This is a genomic window from Microbulbifer mixtoriginis (SeqCode) (genome assembly GCF_052467705.1).
Map to the genome: position 1 here is coordinate 1,016,420 of NZ_CP174322.1, position 16,453 is coordinate 1,032,872.

Consider the following 16,453-nt stretch of genomic DNA (forward strand, 5'->3'; position numbering starts at 1 on the left):
GAGCACTTACAGTTCCGATTTAGCGCAAACCCAGGTAGTGGGGTTAGTGTGTTGAGTAAGTAAAGAGTTAACAAAACTTAACGGACTGTTATCGACAAATGCTTAAGCTCGGAGCCTGCGACTATGAATCATTGCAGTCTTTATCAGATGTAACCCTACCGCGCTGAGTTAATGTGGCTGAATACTGTTTTCACTATAGTGAAAGTGACTCTAACCATGCCTTAAAAGCTCTGACTTCTTAAGTGGAGTAAAAGTAATGGCAGGCTCTGGAGAAATGCCCACTCTTTTCATGGACTTCTAGTCTGGATGCACTGTCTAACAGAAGAACTTCGAAAGCCGTGGATATTACTATCCTGCACCTGCGAGAGGTTAGTGATGTACAACGCCTTCAAAGTTCAGCTGAGCCGTCGCGGATCAGTAAGGCACTTCTTATACGTGTACATGTAGGCTTTGATGAATAAGATAGCCTCTTTATTTATGGGGATATTACTCTGTTTAGGTGAGTTAAGAGAAAAGCTCGGTGGTTAAGCTGGATATTGGCCAAGAATTTTCCCATTGATGCCAACAGCCGATCTGAATTCTGGTTGAGTTTTGAGTGTTTGTGGCTATCTTGAAATAGTCGTAGGAACTAATCGCTTTGTTGCAGACTAACTCAACTGGTCTGTTAACTAAGTATCAAAAAGTTAGTGGGTATTTGCTGAGTGTTAAAACGCTCAAGAACATTCACTTGGGTAACTGGGATAATGAAGGCTTTAAAGTAAATTCTTTGTTATCTAGTGACAGGTTGAGTCTTTTGTAGAGTCATCACTTCCTGGAGCTAAAAGTATGCTTCCTAAGTAGGCATTGCTATGAATAGCCTTAGGGGGCTCAGTTCAATGCTGGGCAGAGAATTCTAGGTTAACAAGATATTCCCTTGCAGTGGTTTCTGATAATGATGATGATTGCGGTGAATTAGCTGAAAGTTTTCAAGGTATCTTAATACCGCTTGGAGATGGATTCTTCTTTATAAAGAGTTGATAACTTAAGCAGAGACTTTGGTGATAGAGGAAGGGATTGCGGCTCTATCACCGTGTCTTGGTATCTAAAGGTTACAGTGGCCCGTAGGGAAGGTAGCGGTTATTGGAGTGTTGACGAATCCAGAGAAGTTGTTCTTTTTGTAATGGTGCTTTGCGTTGGCGCAGCTCTTTGGCCAGGGGAATGACAGCAGACTCTGCCCCGGCATCCCAGCCGGTCAGTTCCATTTCTGCAAGGGTGAAGAAGCGTATGAGTTGCCATAACTGCTCGTTGTCCCAGTGTTGGCTCTCTTCTAACCATTGCTGAGCCGGCAGGCGAATCAGCTTTGAGGCCTTTAAGTCATCTTTATTTAGATTTGCGCTTAGGCTGTTATCAGAGGCGGCAACACTGATAAGCCTCTGCAATTGATCCCGGTCGAATTCCCACTGGTTTTCTTCTTGCCGGCCACTCACCTGTGGCTCCCAGGCCCCTACACTCATATTCTCTCCTTACTTAGGTACGAGGTTTTCACCATTATACCGAGGTGAACCTACTTCTGTGGGGAGCAATTCCTTAATACTTCGTGGGGTGGAGTAGAGGGAACAACTTCCGTGTGATTGGGATAATATAGAAGAGTTACTTTTTATTGAGGTCCTTATGGAATTTATCTCTAAGGCGTTACCCGCGAGTAAACGGATCGCCCTGGTCGCCCACGACAACCGCAAGGGGACCTTGATACAGTGGTGTCTTCGTCACCGTTATCTTCTGGAGAAGCACAGTCTTCTGGCTACGGGCACAACTGGCGGTAAGATAGAGGAAGCTACCGGTCTCAAAGTAGAGAAGCTATTGAGCGGTCCCCTAGGGGGGGATCAGCAGCTTGGAGCCCGAATCAGTGAAGGCAAGGTAGACTTGCTAGTCTTTTTCTGGGACCCCTTTGAGCCTATGCCTCACGATCCAGATGTCAAAGCACTGTTACGTATTGCTGCCGCTTGGAATATACCCGTGGCCTGCAATTCGAGTAGTGCAGACATGATTGTTCAGTCGACCCTAATGGAGCGTGAGTTTGACCGGGAGGTACCGGATTACCAGCGTTATCTGCAGCAGCGATAGTCGGATTTTTCGATCAAAAAATGATCTGATTATTCGGTTTTCTTTCTTAACTTATTGATTTTAAAGGGTTATTTCTATTGGTTATAGGTTGTACTTGCAATGCCTGGCGATTCGCGGCAATCTTGCCCACCAGATGAGACCGGTTAAACCGGCACCCTTGGTATTTGATAACAGCACGGTGTTTTATGAGTAGACGACGCGGAAAGGCCGTAGAAGAAGAGAAGGCGGATATCGACCTAACGCCCATGCTGGACGTAGTGTTCATCATGTTGATCTTCTTTATCGTAACGGCGTCCTTCGTAAAAGAGAAAGCGTTGGACGTAAATGTGCCTGATCCGAACCAGACCCAGGACAACCCGCCTGATCCAGATAAGCAAAACATCCTGCTGGTTGTGAACGCCAACGATGAGATCAGTCTTGCTGGTAGCCGTATTGATAGCCGCGCTGTTCGTGCCCGTATCGCGCAGCTGTATGCCGAGAACCCTCAAGCTATCGTGATTGTACGTGCGCATAACAAGTCGAGTGCGGACACTTATGTACAGATCGCGGATGCTGCTAAGGAAGTGAATCCGGCTATTCAAGTTTCCCTGGTGCCTTTCGAGAAGTAAACCAGAGAGAAGCGAGCGAGCCTTCGCATTGCATAAAAAAAGCCAGCAATATGCTGGCTTTTTTTATGCCTGCTGCTAATTACTGAGACCCCGCAACGGGAGCCTTCAATAGCGCAGGAAAGGCGAACGGTAAAAATTGCTTTTTGCCCGCTTATGGCCAATCCGCCAGTGCCTGCTTTGCTTCCATCCTTCGCTCTACCATTATTGTTGTAAAGAACAGTCGATATCGAGCAGCCCTCACAGATCTCATTCAGCAGGGGATCATTGTGATAGATACCAATCAGAACTTTTATCTCGCAGAACTGAAATGATTGAAAGCCGCTGGCGGTTGAGAGCCGGTCCCTGAAGGATAAGAATTCCAGTAGTGTCAGCGTTTCAAGAATGTCCACTTATTGAATTAGCGTACGGTAAATTTTATCCACTCGCTTAAGGGGATGTAAGGCGCGGTCAACTGAAGAGCCATACCAGGAAGCTCTGTTCATGTAACATCTGCTTAAACCAGAGCTCGAAGCTCTGGTGTTTCACAATAAACAGAGGTTCATCGTGCTTAGAGCCATCTGATAGGGGCTTCTGGCACCCTAGCAGCTCGTCTATTTTCAAGTATGAGCTATAAGTGAGAGTCATTTGGTAAATTCTGGTCGAGTTTTGATCAACGGCGAAATAATGCTCTCTTTAATCTGTAAGGATCAAAACATAACTTTTGCCAAAGTGATTAATATGATCCTCAATATCAGGCCCGGAGCTTTTTGAATGGAAAACCCCGCACAACAATTGCGTATTGATGGCACACGTCTCTGGCAAAGTCTTATGCAGATGGCTGAAATTGGTGCAACCCCTGCTGGGGGTTGTAACCGGCAGGCTCTGACTGATGAGGATCGTAAAGGGCGCGACCTGTTTGTACGCTGGTGCCGGGAAATCGGTTGTGAAATTCGCGTGGATCGCATGGGGAATATCTTTGCTCGCCGTTCCGGTACTGACAATGACCTCCCTGCAGTGATTACAGGATCGCATCTGGATACCCAGCCCACTGGCGGCAAGTTTGATGGAGTTTACGGTGTGCTGGCCGGCCTCGAAGTATTGCGCACCCTTGAGGAGGGTGGGGTTCGAACCAAGGCACCCCTGGAAGTGGTGGTGTGGACTAACGAAGAAGGGGCTCGCTTTTCACCAGCCATGGTCGGATCCGGTGTTTGGGCGGGGGAGTTTAGCCTCGATTATGGCCACAGCCGCATGGATAAATCTGGCATAACCATTGGCCAGGAGCTGGAGCGTATTGGGTATTTAGGTCCTGAACCGGTCCAGCCGGCACCTATCAAAGCGGCCTTTGAGGCGCATATTGAGCAGGGACCTATTCTGGAAAAACAGGATCAAGTGATTGGAGTCGTTACCGGGGTGCAGGGAATCCGCTGGTACGATGTGACCTTCTTTGGTACCCCCTGTCATGCAGGGCCCACCCCAATGGAGGATCGTCGCGACCCTGTCCAGGCCATGGCATGGCTGTGCGAGAAACTATATGGGGAAGTGAAGGCTTACTCCGAGGATGCCCGGATTACCTGTGGCGACTTGCGTGCAGAACCGGGTAGCCGCAATACCGTACCGGAAAAAGTAGTGCTCGCATTGGATTTACGCCACCCAACACCGGAGGGGTTGGAGCATTTACACCGCACTCTCTACCGGGTAGCCGAGCAGGCGCAAGAGGCCAGCGGTGTTGTTATCGATGTACGCGAAGAGTGGTTCTCACCACCGGTGGCTTTTGATAAAGACTGTATTGAGGCGGTTGACAGTGCGGTACAAAACCTGGGTTATAGCAATCGTAAGATGGTTTCTGGAGCTGGGCACGACTCGGTCTATATCTCGCGGGTTGCACCCGTGTCTATGATTTTCGTTCCCTGTGCCGGGGGGCTTTCACACAATGAAGCGGAGTCGGCTGAGCCAGGCCACCTGGAAGCGGGCTGTAATGTTTTGTTGCACGCCATGTTAAATAGCGCCGAAGCGGGCTGATTATCCTTACTAGCCAATATGCAATAAGAACGCCTGGTAAGCCTAAAAGGTTGGCTGGGTTCCTATCAATAGATTTAGGTTGATCATGAGTGAATTTACCTTGAAGTACCGCAAGGATAACGGTGGTACAGCTCCACTGACTAACTGGGGAATGGACTCGGAGTACGGCGTATTGCGCGATGTACTCATCGGGCCGGTGGATAACTTCAGCTGGCGAACGGGAAATGCCAGTGCACGCCGAGCTGAACGCTTAGGCATGCAGTTCGATCACAAAGTGGCTGAGATGCAGCATAAAGAAATGCTGGATGCCTATCGCCATGCGGGAGTGACTACCCATTTGATTCCGGCAGACAGCAGCTTGCCCTATCAGATCTACGGACGTGATTCTTCGGTAATGACGCCCTGGGGACCTATTGTTACGCAAATGTTTAGCCCTTGGCGCCGGGGGGAGTGGGCCCCTATCGTTAAGAAGTATGCGGAACTGGATATCCCCATTTATGATGTCATCACCGCCGGCTCTCTGGAAGGTGGTGACTTTATGGTGCTTGAGCCGGGAGTGATTCTGTGCGGTTATTCTGGTGAGCGCACCAGTCCTCAGGGCTTTGCGCAGATGAAGAGCTGGGTAGAGAAGGAGGGTTGGGAGGTAAAGGGCTACCAGTTTGACCCCTTCTTCCTGCATATCGATGTTATGGTGGCAATGCTGGCGGAAAAGCTTGCGGCCATCTGTGTTGATGCCGTCGAGCCGGAGCTGGTGCAGTGGTTTAAGAGTCGCAATATAGAGATTATCGATATTCCTTTCCCGCAAGTACTGGAACTGGGAGTTAATGTGGTGGCCCTGGGGAATGACAGAGTGATGCTACCCAAAGCCAATACTGGCCTCGCGGAGAAGTGTCGGGCTCATGGTCTTGAGGTAATTGATCCGGATATCTCCATGATTACTCCCGGAGGTGGTGGTGTTCACTGTATGTGCCAGCCTCTGCGTAGAGAGTCCGCGCTAAAGCCCTAACAAGTGCCCTGAAAGAATAGCTCGGTGATCTATGAGCCACCGGGTTATTCCCGTCAACGAATGTGGTTGGTTATGAACTCGCCTCTGGGCTTATAGTCGTTAATATGAATCGCCTGTCAAAGGCGGCTCGCGGCTATACACCCGGTTATCAAGCCTTTTGTGCTAGCTAATAAGATAAAAGTGGTTTCCCTTGGGAAAGGCATAGAAATTTCGCGCTAATCAACGGAAATCTGTTTATTTGCGGTTGCACACTTAGGCCAAGATCCTATTAGTATTCCGGAAGCACTATCAGAAGCTCTGCGTTTACTCACAGCTCTGTTTTTTGGCCGCTGCGGCTGTCTATCAGTCTTAAATGATTCGAACCCGGAGAACATTATGCAAAGCGCATGTGCGGAAATTCAGGCCCAGGTAAACGAGCGTATCCTGGAAATAACCATCAATCGCCCTGAGCGCAAAAATGCACTGACTATGGCTATGTATACGGCCATGGCAGAGTTGCTCAATAGTGCAGTCAATAATAGTGAAATCCGCGTAGTTATTCTCACTGGTGCCGAGGGCATTTTTACCAGTGGCAACGATTTGACAGATTTTCTCGGTGGCTCTGCAGAGGGTGAGGAGTCTCCGGTATTCCAGTTTATGAGCGCACTTTACAACTTTCCCAAGCCAGTGGTTGCAGCAGTGAATGGCCCTGCAGTGGGTATCGGTACCACTATGCTGTTGCACTGTGATCTGTCATTTGCCGGACACGATGCCCTGTTCCAAATGCCGTTTGTCAACCTGGGGTTATGCCCTGAGTATGGTTCCAGTTACTTATTGCCTCGTATTGCCGGCCACGCAAAAGCATCGGAATTATTGCTATTGGGCAAAAAGTTTAGTGCTCAGGAAGCTGTGGAGATCGGTATCTGTAATGCGGCGGTGGAGCCGGAGCAGGCGATTGTTCGGGCCCGAGAGGTGGCCGCTGAGCTAGCGGCGAAGGCACCGGCTGCCGTGCGGCTTTCCAAGCAGTTATTGCGTCGCGCAACCCAGGAAAAGGGTTTGGAGATTATTCAGGAGGAGGGGCGCCATTTCCAGGACCGCCTCACTTCTGAGGAGTTTAAAGAGGCGGCTACTGCCTTTATGGAGAAGCGCCCTGCAGATTTCTCAAAGTTTGATTAAAAAAGTGGCCGCTGATGCGGCCACTTTTTTGTTTGCTTAATATCTGCGTTTTCTATGGTGAGGGCGGGAAAGGTAATTGACAGCTTGATCGGGCTGGTCAGTAAAAATTCCATCGACGCGCAGTTGGTAGGCGGCAAAGTGGAGGAATTGGTTAAAACTATCGAATTCCTCTGGAAGCTTCTCCGGGTCGGCGCGAAAAGTATAGGGGTGAACTTGGAGATCCCTGCGATGGGCACGGCGGACGATATTATTGGCCCTTGGCTTACCATCCTCAACTTCTATTAACATGGGGTACCAAGGGCCGATGCCATCGGCATAGCTGGTGATTTTGCGCATGCCGCCAGGCTCCAGCATCCAATCGTAATCATAATTTTGAATTATGCCATCAATCTCAATCAGTTTTTCCCCCCAGCTGGTTGCAGCAATAAGCTGAACGAGGGAAAGATCCATCCCCATGGCGGGCATTAGTTCAAACTTGATACGTTGTAACTCTTCTGCATCGAAGCACTGTAAAAAAACTTTTTGTTGTTTGTCGCTATAGCCGTATTTCTTAAGTTTTTGCAAAGCGATTGTGGCGATATCTTTTCCTTCCCAGTGGTGGAAGTATGGTTTTTTTATTTCTGGATAAATACCAATTTCATATCCAAGGGATTTATTTAAACCCTGGATGAGTTCTATTTCTTCTTCGAAAGTGGATAGTTGAAAACTGGATTTCCATAGGGGGAAGCGATGCGGATATTTTGCCTGAGGCCCATCCTCGCCTATTGAGAAAGCTTCGCTAACACGGAGCTTTTTTAATTCTTCCAGCGTGAAATCGATAGTGTAGTAATGCCCATCTTCACGAGCTCGTCCAGGAAATATCTCTGCAACATTGGTGGTGCTATCGAGGTAGATATCATGCATCACGATCAGGTGATTATCTTTGCTAAGAACCAAATCCTGCTCAATATAATCTGGTCGCATAGCATAGGCCATGGCCTTTGCTTCGAGAGTGTGCTCTGGTAAGTAAGCAGAGGCACCACGATGAGCGATAACCAAGGGGGATTCGGCTCCAGCGGTACTGTTTTCAGCACAGGTGATATTTGCACTGGCAGAGCCAATGAGTAATAAGGTAGACAGAATTCTTTTGAACATTTGCAAGAGATCCCAAATAAGTGTGGGAAGCTTTCTAGCAAAAGAATATGACAGAGATATATCAATGCTAAAGTGGTTAAATATAGTGTGAACCATAGGGCATTTAGATTTGCTCAACGGTTTCAAGTGGCAAACCGGGCTTATTGCCCGGTTGAACTGGTTGCTAAGATGCTTGCCTTTCTGATGGCAATTTATACTGATACTTCTTGAGGCCAGAGGTGTTGTGCAAATTGCTGCCGCAAGTCTTTCTTGCTAATTTTTCCCGTAGCGGTATGGGGGATTTCTGAGGTGATAATACAGTCATCAGGAATCCACCATTTTGCGAAGCGCCCGTGAAAAGCGGCGAGAATCTGTTTGGCTTTGAGCTTTCCGTCGGTCTCTGGCACCACGATCAATAGTGGCCGTTCGGCCCATTTTTCATGAGCGACACCTATAACTGCTGCCTCGGCAACTCCATCAAGGGTTATAGCGAAATTTTCAAGCTCAATGGAAGATATCCATTCTCCCCCAGATTTAATCACATCCTTGGTTCGGTCGGTGATGGTCAGATAGCCTAAAGAGTCTATAGTGGCCACATCGCCGGTATCAAACCATCCGTCCACCGTGAGCGCAGACTCTTCGGCTTTATAGTAGCGTTCGCAAACCCAAGGGCCTCTTACCTGTAGTGTGCCAAAAGCAATACCATCGTGAGGAAGGGGGCTGCCGAGAGGGTCTACAATTCGCATTTCTACTCCAAACCCCGCACGGCCCTGCTTCAGGCGCAGGGCCTTGGCTTCATTCTTAGGTAAATATTCATCTATGCGGGCATTGTAGGTACCAAGTGGGCTCATCTCTGTCATACCCCAGGCATGATGGGTATAGACACCATGCTTTTCTTCAAACTCTTCCATGATACTCCAAGGGCAGGCAGAGCCGCCGACGACCACACGGTTCAAGCTAGAGACCTTTTCTCCACTTTCACGCAAATATTTGAGAAGTGCTAGCCAAACGGTGGGCACGCCAGCGGCGATGGTGACTGACTCTTGTTGTATAAGTCTACTAAGCGTTTCACCACAACCCATTTTAGGGCCTGGTAAAACTAACTTAGCGCCAACAGCAGGTGCCGCGTAGGGAATGGACCAAGCATTAACATGAAACATGGGCACTACGGGAAGGATGGCTTCATCGCGGCGTATGGCGAAGACATCGGGCATTAGTACCCCGTAGGTGTGCAGTGTCATTGCTCGGTGAGAGTAGAGGACTCCCTTAGGGTTCCCTGTGGTGCCGGAGGTATAACAGAGAGCGGCGGCACTTTGCTCATTCAGTTCCGGCCAGTGGAAATCGCCAGAATGATTATCGAGAAGCTCTTCATAGCAATAGTAATTATGTAGAGTGCTTTGGGGCATATGAGCCCTGTCGGTTAAAACGATGAAACCCTCTACGCTGTTGAGTCTATCAACCATTTTTTCAATAAGCGGAACAAACATTGGGTCGATAAACAGCCAGCGATCTTCGGCATGCTCGACAATATAATGAATTTGTTCAGGAAATAAGCGTGGATTGATGGTATGGCAAACAAATCCGCTACAGGAAGTCGCATAGTAGAGTTCAAAATGACGATGGTCATTCCAGGCCAGAGTGCCGATACGATCTCCATTGTTAGCTCCAAGTCTGGCTAGGGCCTGGGCAAGTTGGGCAGAGCGTTTAAAGGCCTCTTTGTAGGTGTAGCGAAACTGAGGATTATCCTTAGTAATGGAGACAATTTCACTATTGGGTGAATTACTCAAGGCGTGCTGCATGATACCGGTTAGGGTAAGTTGTGACTGCATCATCATGCCGTTCATTTAAAGCTCCTATTATTATGGTTTTTAGCACTTGATCTATATAGGGTTGTGCGGATCGATATTTATGCCTTGCTATGAATGAAGAATAAAGAGAATACATTGTACTGTGCATAAGTTGTGAATATGTTTCTATGCACTTAATTAAAGTATCCATACACCACTGATGTTACTGGTATAGAGTGTTCTTCAATTGTGAGTAAGGTAGACCAATGGGTCTCTATGGAGAATGAAAAATTCTGCACGTATAGTGAATTCCGTAAGTTATTATTTAATTTTCCATACGGTATTTCTCAGGTATACAGAATATTGCTACAAATGCCAAGAATAATTGAAAGGTGGTAGCTTTTTTACTGGATTATTTTGATCCATTCACCGGGCTCTGGTTCGCCCCGAGGATAATAACCATTGAGAAGTCGCAGCTGTTCCTCAGCATATTCACCAATTTCCATGTGTCGTGCCAGGGAGGAAAAGGTAGTTTTTTCTGTGGCTTTTACGTAGCGCAGTCGTCTTATATCCTTCTCTACAATATCGGTTTCCCGCAAGGGTCTGAAACTGCGGATACTGGTTAAAAATAGTGTGTCATAATGTTCAAGATCATCCTTTTTCTGCGATGATGCATTGGCCACTTTACCTTCCAGCATAAATTGACGGCTGCCATAGTAGATAATTGCAACTCGATCTAGATCAATATTATTCTTTTCAAGTGGTGGGACTTTACCTGTGTGTCCCTCTAGTCGGTATTGATTTAGTTTTTCATCTTGTTCCAGCTTGCGTAAATCGTACTGCTCACGCAAGGCCATATCTGCGGGTTGATTCCCCTCACGCTTAGCGACCTTAATCGTAATTGTTGCTGATTGATCAGGAGCAGTGCCTACGATGGAGGAGCGTTGATTGGCTACTGTCCAACCATCAGGAAACAGCAGTGAGAAGCCTAAACGTTTATGATTAAAACGATTTTTATTGGATTGCCTGGCATTATCACCGTAAACAAGACCATCAGTTTTTTCACGGTAATAGGCTACTTTAACATCCTTGCTCTCTTCAGGTAGGGTACCTGCGGCCTTGACTACTTCCTGTAGACGAATATCGTTGCGTGGGTGAGTAGAAAAAACGCCATGATATGTCTGCGGTTTTTTACCCTCCACACGCGCCCGTCTGCGGGCGAAGATTTCCTGATCTTTTAGTATGCCAATTACATTGAGCATTGCGGTGGGATCATAACCGGCTTTGAACATATACTGCGCACCAAAGCGGTCTGCCTCCAACTCCATTTCCCTCCCATAACCTTTCACCGCAGCAGTACTCCAGAGATTTGCTGCATCACCAACAACGCGGCTGCCTGTTACCAATACAGATAATACTGATGCGGCACTGGCACCAGTGGCAGCAGTTTTTTGACGAACGGCATGGCGTGCAGTGATATGGCCTATCTCATGGGCGAGCACAGCTGCCATTTCTGCTTCGGAGTGAAGGTAAGTCAGCAGGCCGCGATTGATATATACATAGCCTCCAGGTAGGGCAAAAGCGTTGATATCCTGGCTATCGATAATCGTGAAGTGATACTTGATGTCGGGCCTATCGCTGGCTGCCGCTACTTTTTGCCCTACGTGGTCAACATAGGCGGTGAGTACTGGATCCTGGTAGATAGGGGTACTTTCGATCAGCTTTTCATGCATTTCTTTGCCGATAGAAATCTCTTTATCCTCGGACATCAAGACCAGATCGGGCCGGTTGGTGGCCGGGTTGAAAGCACATGCAGTACATACAAAGACCAATAAAAAGACGTACCACCGAAAGAAATTTTGCATTAACCCTGCCTCCCTGCTTATTTATTGTTTAAGAACTGCTGCCTGCTGCGGGTACCAAAAATTGCTGTAGTTGCACGGCCATCCCTTTACAAGCATTGTTTTGTACCCGTGCGATCAGGGGGATTGGTATTACGATGGCGGGCATATAAGATGTGCCTTTGGCATCTGCGCTCAGTTTTCCGGACAGCTCTCGATCGCGAAAATCCCATACTGATGCTTCATAATCAGATTCCTTATCCCAAGTACCGAAACCGAAACAACCAGCTCCGCCGGTACTGATCGTGCAGCTTATTGAGCCGGCACTGGCAGTGGTTTCTGTAGAGCCGTCTATCCAGACGATGTATTTCACCCCATAAGACTCCATACGTTCACGGACCTCTTTGTTTTCCATAAGGCGATCGAGTGAACGCACATGCATGGGGGCGGTTCTTGGCTCGAACCAGGGATACATAAGATCAACAAACTCTTTTTCGGGAATAATATTAACCCCCATCTCAGGATTGTGTAATTCTCTGCCTACACAGTCGATAAGATTGGGTTCCGTTTCGTAATCACTGGAATGGCGACGCCCTAATATCACCACGGAATCCCCAGCCGCAAGTTCACCATCGCTACGTCTGTATTCATCAATAACTACAGTGGTGCATCCGCTAAGGATGAGCAGGGATATAACAATTAATGGCTTGAACACGATGAAACCCTCTATTCAGCCTGTGGGGACTTTACTTTAAATTCCTGTAATGACGCAGATCTAATCCTGCCAGAGAGAAATGCCTGTAGCTCGGGAACCTTTTCGAAACCTGTATATAAGGTTGCACCTGCATCGCGAAGAGCAATATTGATTGCCTGGGTTAAGGCCTGCTCTTGGGACTGTAAAAAGGCGGTTGGTGTTTTACCGTAAGCAGTGATCACCCAGTTGGCAACTTGGTTTCCCTGGGAGTCATAGGCGTTCATATCATATTTGATCCACACCTCAAAAATATTGACTCTTGTTTCTCTGGGCATGGTGAACTGAAGTTCACGGACTTCCGGAACTATAACAAGCTCAACATTAGCGGGGACATCCTTAGGGTATTCAGAAAGTGAGATAGTATTGACAAACATAGAACGGAGAACTGTTTCAAATAGATTTCCCTGTGCTCTGCCAGTATTTATTTTCCATTCCTCTCGGTCCTCACTATCCTCCTGATAGGTATAATTTTTGAAATCCTCGCTCAGATAGATACCCACTGAGAGTGGAAATTGATGACCTACAGGGGCGGGATAGTTTCCTTCAACCTGAACCGTATGGGAGCAGGCCGTAACAATTAGAGAGAGAAAAACCACAATCGCCAGGTGAAATGTGGGTGTCTCCTTTATCCTGTGCTTCATGCATGACTCCTGATAACAATCAGCTAGCGAAAATCATTAAGTCCAACAAAAGTACCACCATTACGATAGGTTAGTTCTCTCATCAGCGCGGCAAAACGTAATCCGGTAGTTTGCAAATGCGGAGGCCTGGAAAACTGTATTGGGAACCCTACTGCGTGGATGCGAATATTGCGTTTACCCTCTCCATGTTGGGCATTGACTCGATCCACAGCCAACATGACATTGCGAATTGATTTCCCTGTAAATTCATCACCTAATACATAGATGCTAATTTTTTTACTGGGATCGTAGAAGCTACGCACGGCTTTTTGTATGCCCTCTACAGGACTAGAGTTACTGAAAGGGTTCCATGTTTTTAATCGTTGGAGGATCGCCTGGCGACGCCCAGGGGTATCGGGGATCCACTTGTTGCGGTAATTGAAAAACATGTAATCCCCCATGTCATTCATTACCTGAATACCTTTGACGTTGGGATACAGGTCTAAAGTATTGACCATTTCCGCCATCATGCGGTCCCAACCATAGTTAAACATACTGCCGGAGGTGTCGATAATGAAAAGAATGTATTCACTGTCGACTGGTATACCACCTATGACATTATTTTTACGCTGGTAGTTTTCGCCGAGTAGGCGACGCATTTCTTCGGTCATCGTCTGAAGAGCGATAGTCAATTCACCCTTCAACTTGCCTTCCTGGCTTTGTCCTTCCGTTTTACTGGCGTAGACGGCCTGCAGAGCTTGAAGTTCTCCACGTAGATTGGCAATGCGCTTGCGCTCAATGTCAATCTGCTCGCGCTTGGCGTTGAGGTCCCGGTTGAGGACGGTGGTTTCACCACGAATTTCTGCGATTTGTTCTTGAAGTTCTATAACCTGAGCCTCCAGATCTATCTCCGCTTCTTCTAATACAATGGGCTCGGCTGTTTTGGCAATCATTAACAGCAATACAATAGCGCCAAATCCACAGCAAATGACATCGAGAAAGGAGATGCTGAATTCTTCTTGGCGTTTTTTCTTTGAAGAACCAATCATGGCCAATCCCTTGATGGGGCGAGAAAAGATCCTTGAGTTTGCATGGCCAGTTTCCAGTATTCACTGGCCGCGAAAGGGTCGCCTTCCATTGGAGTGAGAATGATATTGATCGGAACATTCTTGGGAAGCACTTTAACCGCACGTTTGAATAAATTACGGCGTTCCCTACCTGAGACAGTGGCACTTCTGGGTGGCTTCATACCTTGTGTAGGCAGGCCATCGGTGATCAAAATAATGTTATCGGGTAAAGGTGTCATGGCGTGAATGGCATTGAATACCCTTTCTAAACTAGTGCCATTTTCTGGCACGATTTCATCCAATTGTTTGATTGCTTTATCCAACTGGTCACGATCATCTACATTGAGCCAGCGATCTTCCGTCCCGGTGATTGCGGCGCGAAAAGATGTATTGAAAGTATAGATCTGGTACTGACTGTCTGGTGGTAACTGGGCGGTGAGCCAGGAAACGGTATTGATGGCCCGACGCCATTTTTCTGTCTGACGTTTAACCCTTGATGACATATTGCGGGCGCGAATAACTTTGATAAGTTCATCACCGAGCATTGAAGCAGAGGCATCAAGTAAAATCAGGATGCGATTACCACCAAGTCGAAGCCCTGTAAGGTATTGACGGTCACCATCTCCACTATATTTGCGCACATTGTTACCGAGCTTCTTATTTTCCTCCTCTAAGTCCTTTTTGGCCTGTTCTAATTTTTTGAGTTTGTCTTGTAATCTTTTTATGTCTTCCTTTTCATCAATACTGTCCACTTCGGCAATATTGCCTTTTACCTCCTCTATTTGTTCGAGTATACGACGTGCAAGTCCTTGTGCCTCTGCGAGTTCATCGCTGACGATATCCAAGGTGTTGCGCGCCAATACAAGGTGCTCCTCCCCAATTTCAACTTCTTCTTGTAGCAGGTTGACTTCAGCGCTCAAGTCCTCAGTTTCTACTTCGATTTCGTGATCGGAGCCATGCTTAATAATTAGAAAAATCAGTGCAACCGCACCAAATCCACAGGACATGATGTCTAGAAAAGATAAGCTGAAGGTAGAAAAGCGACGCTGTTTACGTCTCATAGCGTTCCACACTGATTGCAGTTATGACGTCATGGCGATCCGCAATTCCGATCTTATCTCCGGCGTTTAGGTTAACCGGTGCTGCAATTTCCTCACCGTTAAGCATCAGACGAATTCCCGCATCTACTCTTAATGCAAGACGCCCCGCATGGTTGGTAACCGTCGCTGCTGGGTGCTCAGGAGGGGTGGGAGTAACCTGAAATTTATCTTCGTGCCAGAAAACAAATAGTGGTTGTTGTGCGGCAAGGGCGCGATGGCCATATAAAAGATGTGTGGCTACGGCTTCTGAAGGTGCTTCTAAATGCAGGCTGATTTCACTTTCTGGGGCGGCTCTGACACTGCTCACTAATCGCAAAGCAGAGTCAGGACTGCGCAATTCTTTCCAGCGATTCTTAATAGATTGGGCAGTGCTGTCCCTGGATAGAAGATGCATACGTTGGGCTATCTGCAGACCACCGGGAATTTCTGCCCAGCGATGGGATATAAAGCTCACACTGCCACTATCTGCAAGGTTTTCAATCATTGCCCGAACACGGGAAAGAATAGGAGCTGTAGCGTCCTGAAGTTGGCGCAAAGATATTTTTGCCGTACGATCATCTAACTCTGCAAGAACTTCCCCCTGACTCATTGCGCGGCTGACCCACTGGGGCATCAAATCATAGAGTTGCTGTTCGGATTCTGCAGAGTGCAGTGGATCAAAACGGCACTGCATAACGAAAGCATCCGTGAAAACTCTTGCCCAGGCCTCTTGAAAATGACATAGGCCTGCATCTGCAACACTCTCCGATGATTTTACGGTGGCTTGGTTATCCACCGAAATACGGGAAACGAGAGTTTGATGTAGTTGCAGTTCTACATGCATTTGCAATCCAGGGGGGGCCAAGTCACCAATAGCAGCACTGGCAGAGTCAACCAGGCCAACCACATTCATATTGCTTTCTTTAATAATCCCGAGTAACAGCGCTAATTGCTCGCGGGTAAAATTGCCTGGTACTGCTAGCACCAATTCTTCGGGAAGATCACAGTGTTCGGATATTTCTTGTAAGTGGCAGTAGGCAAGATCGGCATGGTGGCGGCAGCGCTGGTTGGTTGATTTTAAAGATTCTAAACTCAGCCTTCGCCAAAACTGGTTGTTGACTTGGGTGGGGTGACTGCGGGCACGCATTTGCGCTGCGGTGCCTATGTGAATACGTCCCGGTTCAATTACCGCAATACCGGGGCTTTCCAGAACTTCCGTGGTATCGATAAAAACTCTTAAACCACAATCATTGATTTCAAGGACACCTTGTCCCATGGAGTATTCCTCGCGGCGAATATCCGAGATGATAATTTCGAGTTCG

At 47.5% G+C, this 16,453-nt stretch carries 16 protein-coding genes; 5 read left to right on the plus strand and 11 right to left on the minus strand.

Annotated features, from left to right (window positions below; all coding sequences use genetic code 11):
• Positions 1-1,088: 1,088 nt before the first annotated feature.
• Positions 1,089-1,493 (minus strand): hypothetical protein, encoded by a 405-nt coding sequence (locus tag ACJJIB_RS04565; protein WP_252084555.1) that lies wholly within the window; start codon positions 1,491-1,493, stop codon positions 1,089-1,091.
• A gap of 157 nt (positions 1,494-1,650) precedes the next feature.
• On the opposite strand from ACJJIB_RS04565, the gene ACJJIB_RS04570 reads away from it, so the two are divergent.
• Both ACJJIB_RS04570 and ACJJIB_RS04575 read left to right on the plus strand, forming a co-directional pair.
• A complete protein-coding gene (locus tag ACJJIB_RS04570; protein ID WP_444883759.1) occupies positions 1,651-2,103 on the plus strand; it encodes a methylglyoxal synthase in 453 nt (150 codons plus the stop codon).
• A gap of 185 nt (positions 2,104-2,288) precedes the next feature.
• On the plus strand, positions 2,289-2,711 hold the full coding sequence (locus tag ACJJIB_RS04575) for an ExbD/TolR family protein (RefSeq protein WP_444888014.1): 423 nt from the start codon (positions 2,289-2,291) through the stop codon (positions 2,709-2,711).
• On the opposite strand, the gene ACJJIB_RS04580 is transcribed toward ACJJIB_RS04575, so the two are convergent.
• Both ACJJIB_RS04580 and ACJJIB_RS04585 read right to left on the minus strand, forming a co-directional pair.
• On the minus strand, positions 2,681-3,100 hold the full coding sequence (locus ACJJIB_RS04580) for a tryptophan 2,3-dioxygenase family protein (RefSeq protein WP_444888015.1): 420 nt from the start codon (positions 3,098-3,100) through the stop codon (positions 2,681-2,683). The two genes, ACJJIB_RS04575 and ACJJIB_RS04580, sit on opposite strands and share 31 nt — an antisense overlap.
• 58 nt (positions 3,101-3,158) lie before the next feature.
• A complete protein-coding gene (locus tag ACJJIB_RS04585; RefSeq protein ID WP_444888016.1) occupies positions 3,159-3,335 on the minus strand; it encodes a tryptophan 2,3-dioxygenase family protein in 177 nt (58 codons plus the stop codon).
• Positions 3,336-3,461: 126 nt separating this feature from the next.
• Here ACJJIB_RS04585 and ACJJIB_RS04590 point away from each other — a divergent pair, with 126 nt between their 5' ends.
• The 3 genes from ACJJIB_RS04590 to ACJJIB_RS04600 all read left to right on the plus strand — a co-directional run bounded on the left by ACJJIB_RS04590 (position 3,462) and on the right by ACJJIB_RS04600 (position 6,870).
• Positions 3,462-4,709 (plus strand): Zn-dependent hydrolase, encoded by a 1,248-nt coding sequence (locus tag ACJJIB_RS04590; RefSeq protein ID WP_252084559.1) that lies wholly within the window; start codon positions 3,462-3,464, stop codon positions 4,707-4,709.
• An 85-nt stretch (positions 4,710-4,794) separates the two neighbouring features.
• Entirely contained in the window at positions 4,795-5,715 is a 921-nt protein-coding gene (locus ACJJIB_RS04595; protein ID WP_252084560.1) for a dimethylarginine dimethylaminohydrolase family protein, read from the plus strand.
• Between the two features lie 375 nt (positions 5,716-6,090).
• Positions 6,091-6,870, plus strand: a complete 780-nt coding sequence (locus ACJJIB_RS04600) for an enoyl-CoA hydratase (RefSeq protein ID WP_252084561.1) — start codon at positions 6,091-6,093, stop codon at positions 6,868-6,870.
• Positions 6,871-6,906: 36 nt separating this feature from the next.
• On the opposite strand, the gene glpQ is transcribed toward ACJJIB_RS04600, so the two are convergent.
• From glpQ to ACJJIB_RS04640, 8 genes are all read right to left on the minus strand, one after another.
• Positions 6,907-8,004, minus strand: a complete 1,098-nt coding sequence (gene glpQ / locus ACJJIB_RS04605; RefSeq protein ID WP_444888017.1) for a glycerophosphodiester phosphodiesterase — start codon at positions 8,002-8,004, stop codon at positions 6,907-6,909.
• A gap of 191 nt (positions 8,005-8,195) precedes the next feature.
• Complete coding sequence (locus ACJJIB_RS04610; RefSeq protein ID WP_444888018.1) at positions 8,196-9,827, minus strand: long-chain-fatty-acid--CoA ligase; 1,632 nt, start codon at positions 9,825-9,827, stop codon at positions 8,196-8,198.
• A 347-nt stretch (positions 9,828-10,174) separates the two neighbouring features.
• Positions 10,175-11,635, minus strand: a complete 1,461-nt coding sequence (locus ACJJIB_RS04615; protein WP_444883763.1) for a M48 family metalloprotease — start codon at positions 11,633-11,635, stop codon at positions 10,175-10,177.
• A 28-nt stretch (positions 11,636-11,663) separates the two neighbouring features.
• Positions 11,664-12,326: a hypothetical protein gene (locus ACJJIB_RS04620; RefSeq protein ID WP_252084566.1), complete on the minus strand. Its 663-nt coding sequence runs from the start codon at positions 12,324-12,326 to the stop codon at positions 11,664-11,666.
• An 11-nt stretch (positions 12,327-12,337) separates the two neighbouring features.
• Positions 12,338-13,006 carry a hypothetical protein gene (locus ACJJIB_RS04625; protein WP_444883764.1) on the minus strand — a complete coding sequence of 223 codons (669 nt, stop codon included), beginning with the start codon at positions 13,004-13,006 and terminating at the stop codon, positions 12,338-12,340.
• A 23-nt stretch (positions 13,007-13,029) separates the two neighbouring features.
• The gene (locus ACJJIB_RS04630; RefSeq protein WP_252084568.1) at positions 13,030-14,034 is read right to left on the minus strand and encodes a VWA domain-containing protein; all 1,005 of its coding nucleotides are present in this window, start codon (positions 14,032-14,034) and stop codon (positions 13,030-13,032) included.
• Positions 14,031-15,113 (minus strand): VWA domain-containing protein, encoded by a 1,083-nt coding sequence (locus tag ACJJIB_RS04635; protein ID WP_444888019.1) that lies wholly within the window; start codon positions 15,111-15,113, stop codon positions 14,031-14,033. Before ACJJIB_RS04635 ends, ACJJIB_RS04630 begins: the two co-directional genes overlap by 4 nt.
• Positions 15,103-16,407, minus strand: a complete 1,305-nt coding sequence (locus ACJJIB_RS04640; protein WP_444888020.1) for a hypothetical protein — start codon at positions 16,405-16,407, stop codon at positions 15,103-15,105. Before ACJJIB_RS04640 ends, ACJJIB_RS04635 begins: the two co-directional genes overlap by 11 nt.
• Between the last annotated feature and the right edge of the window lie 46 nt (positions 16,408-16,453).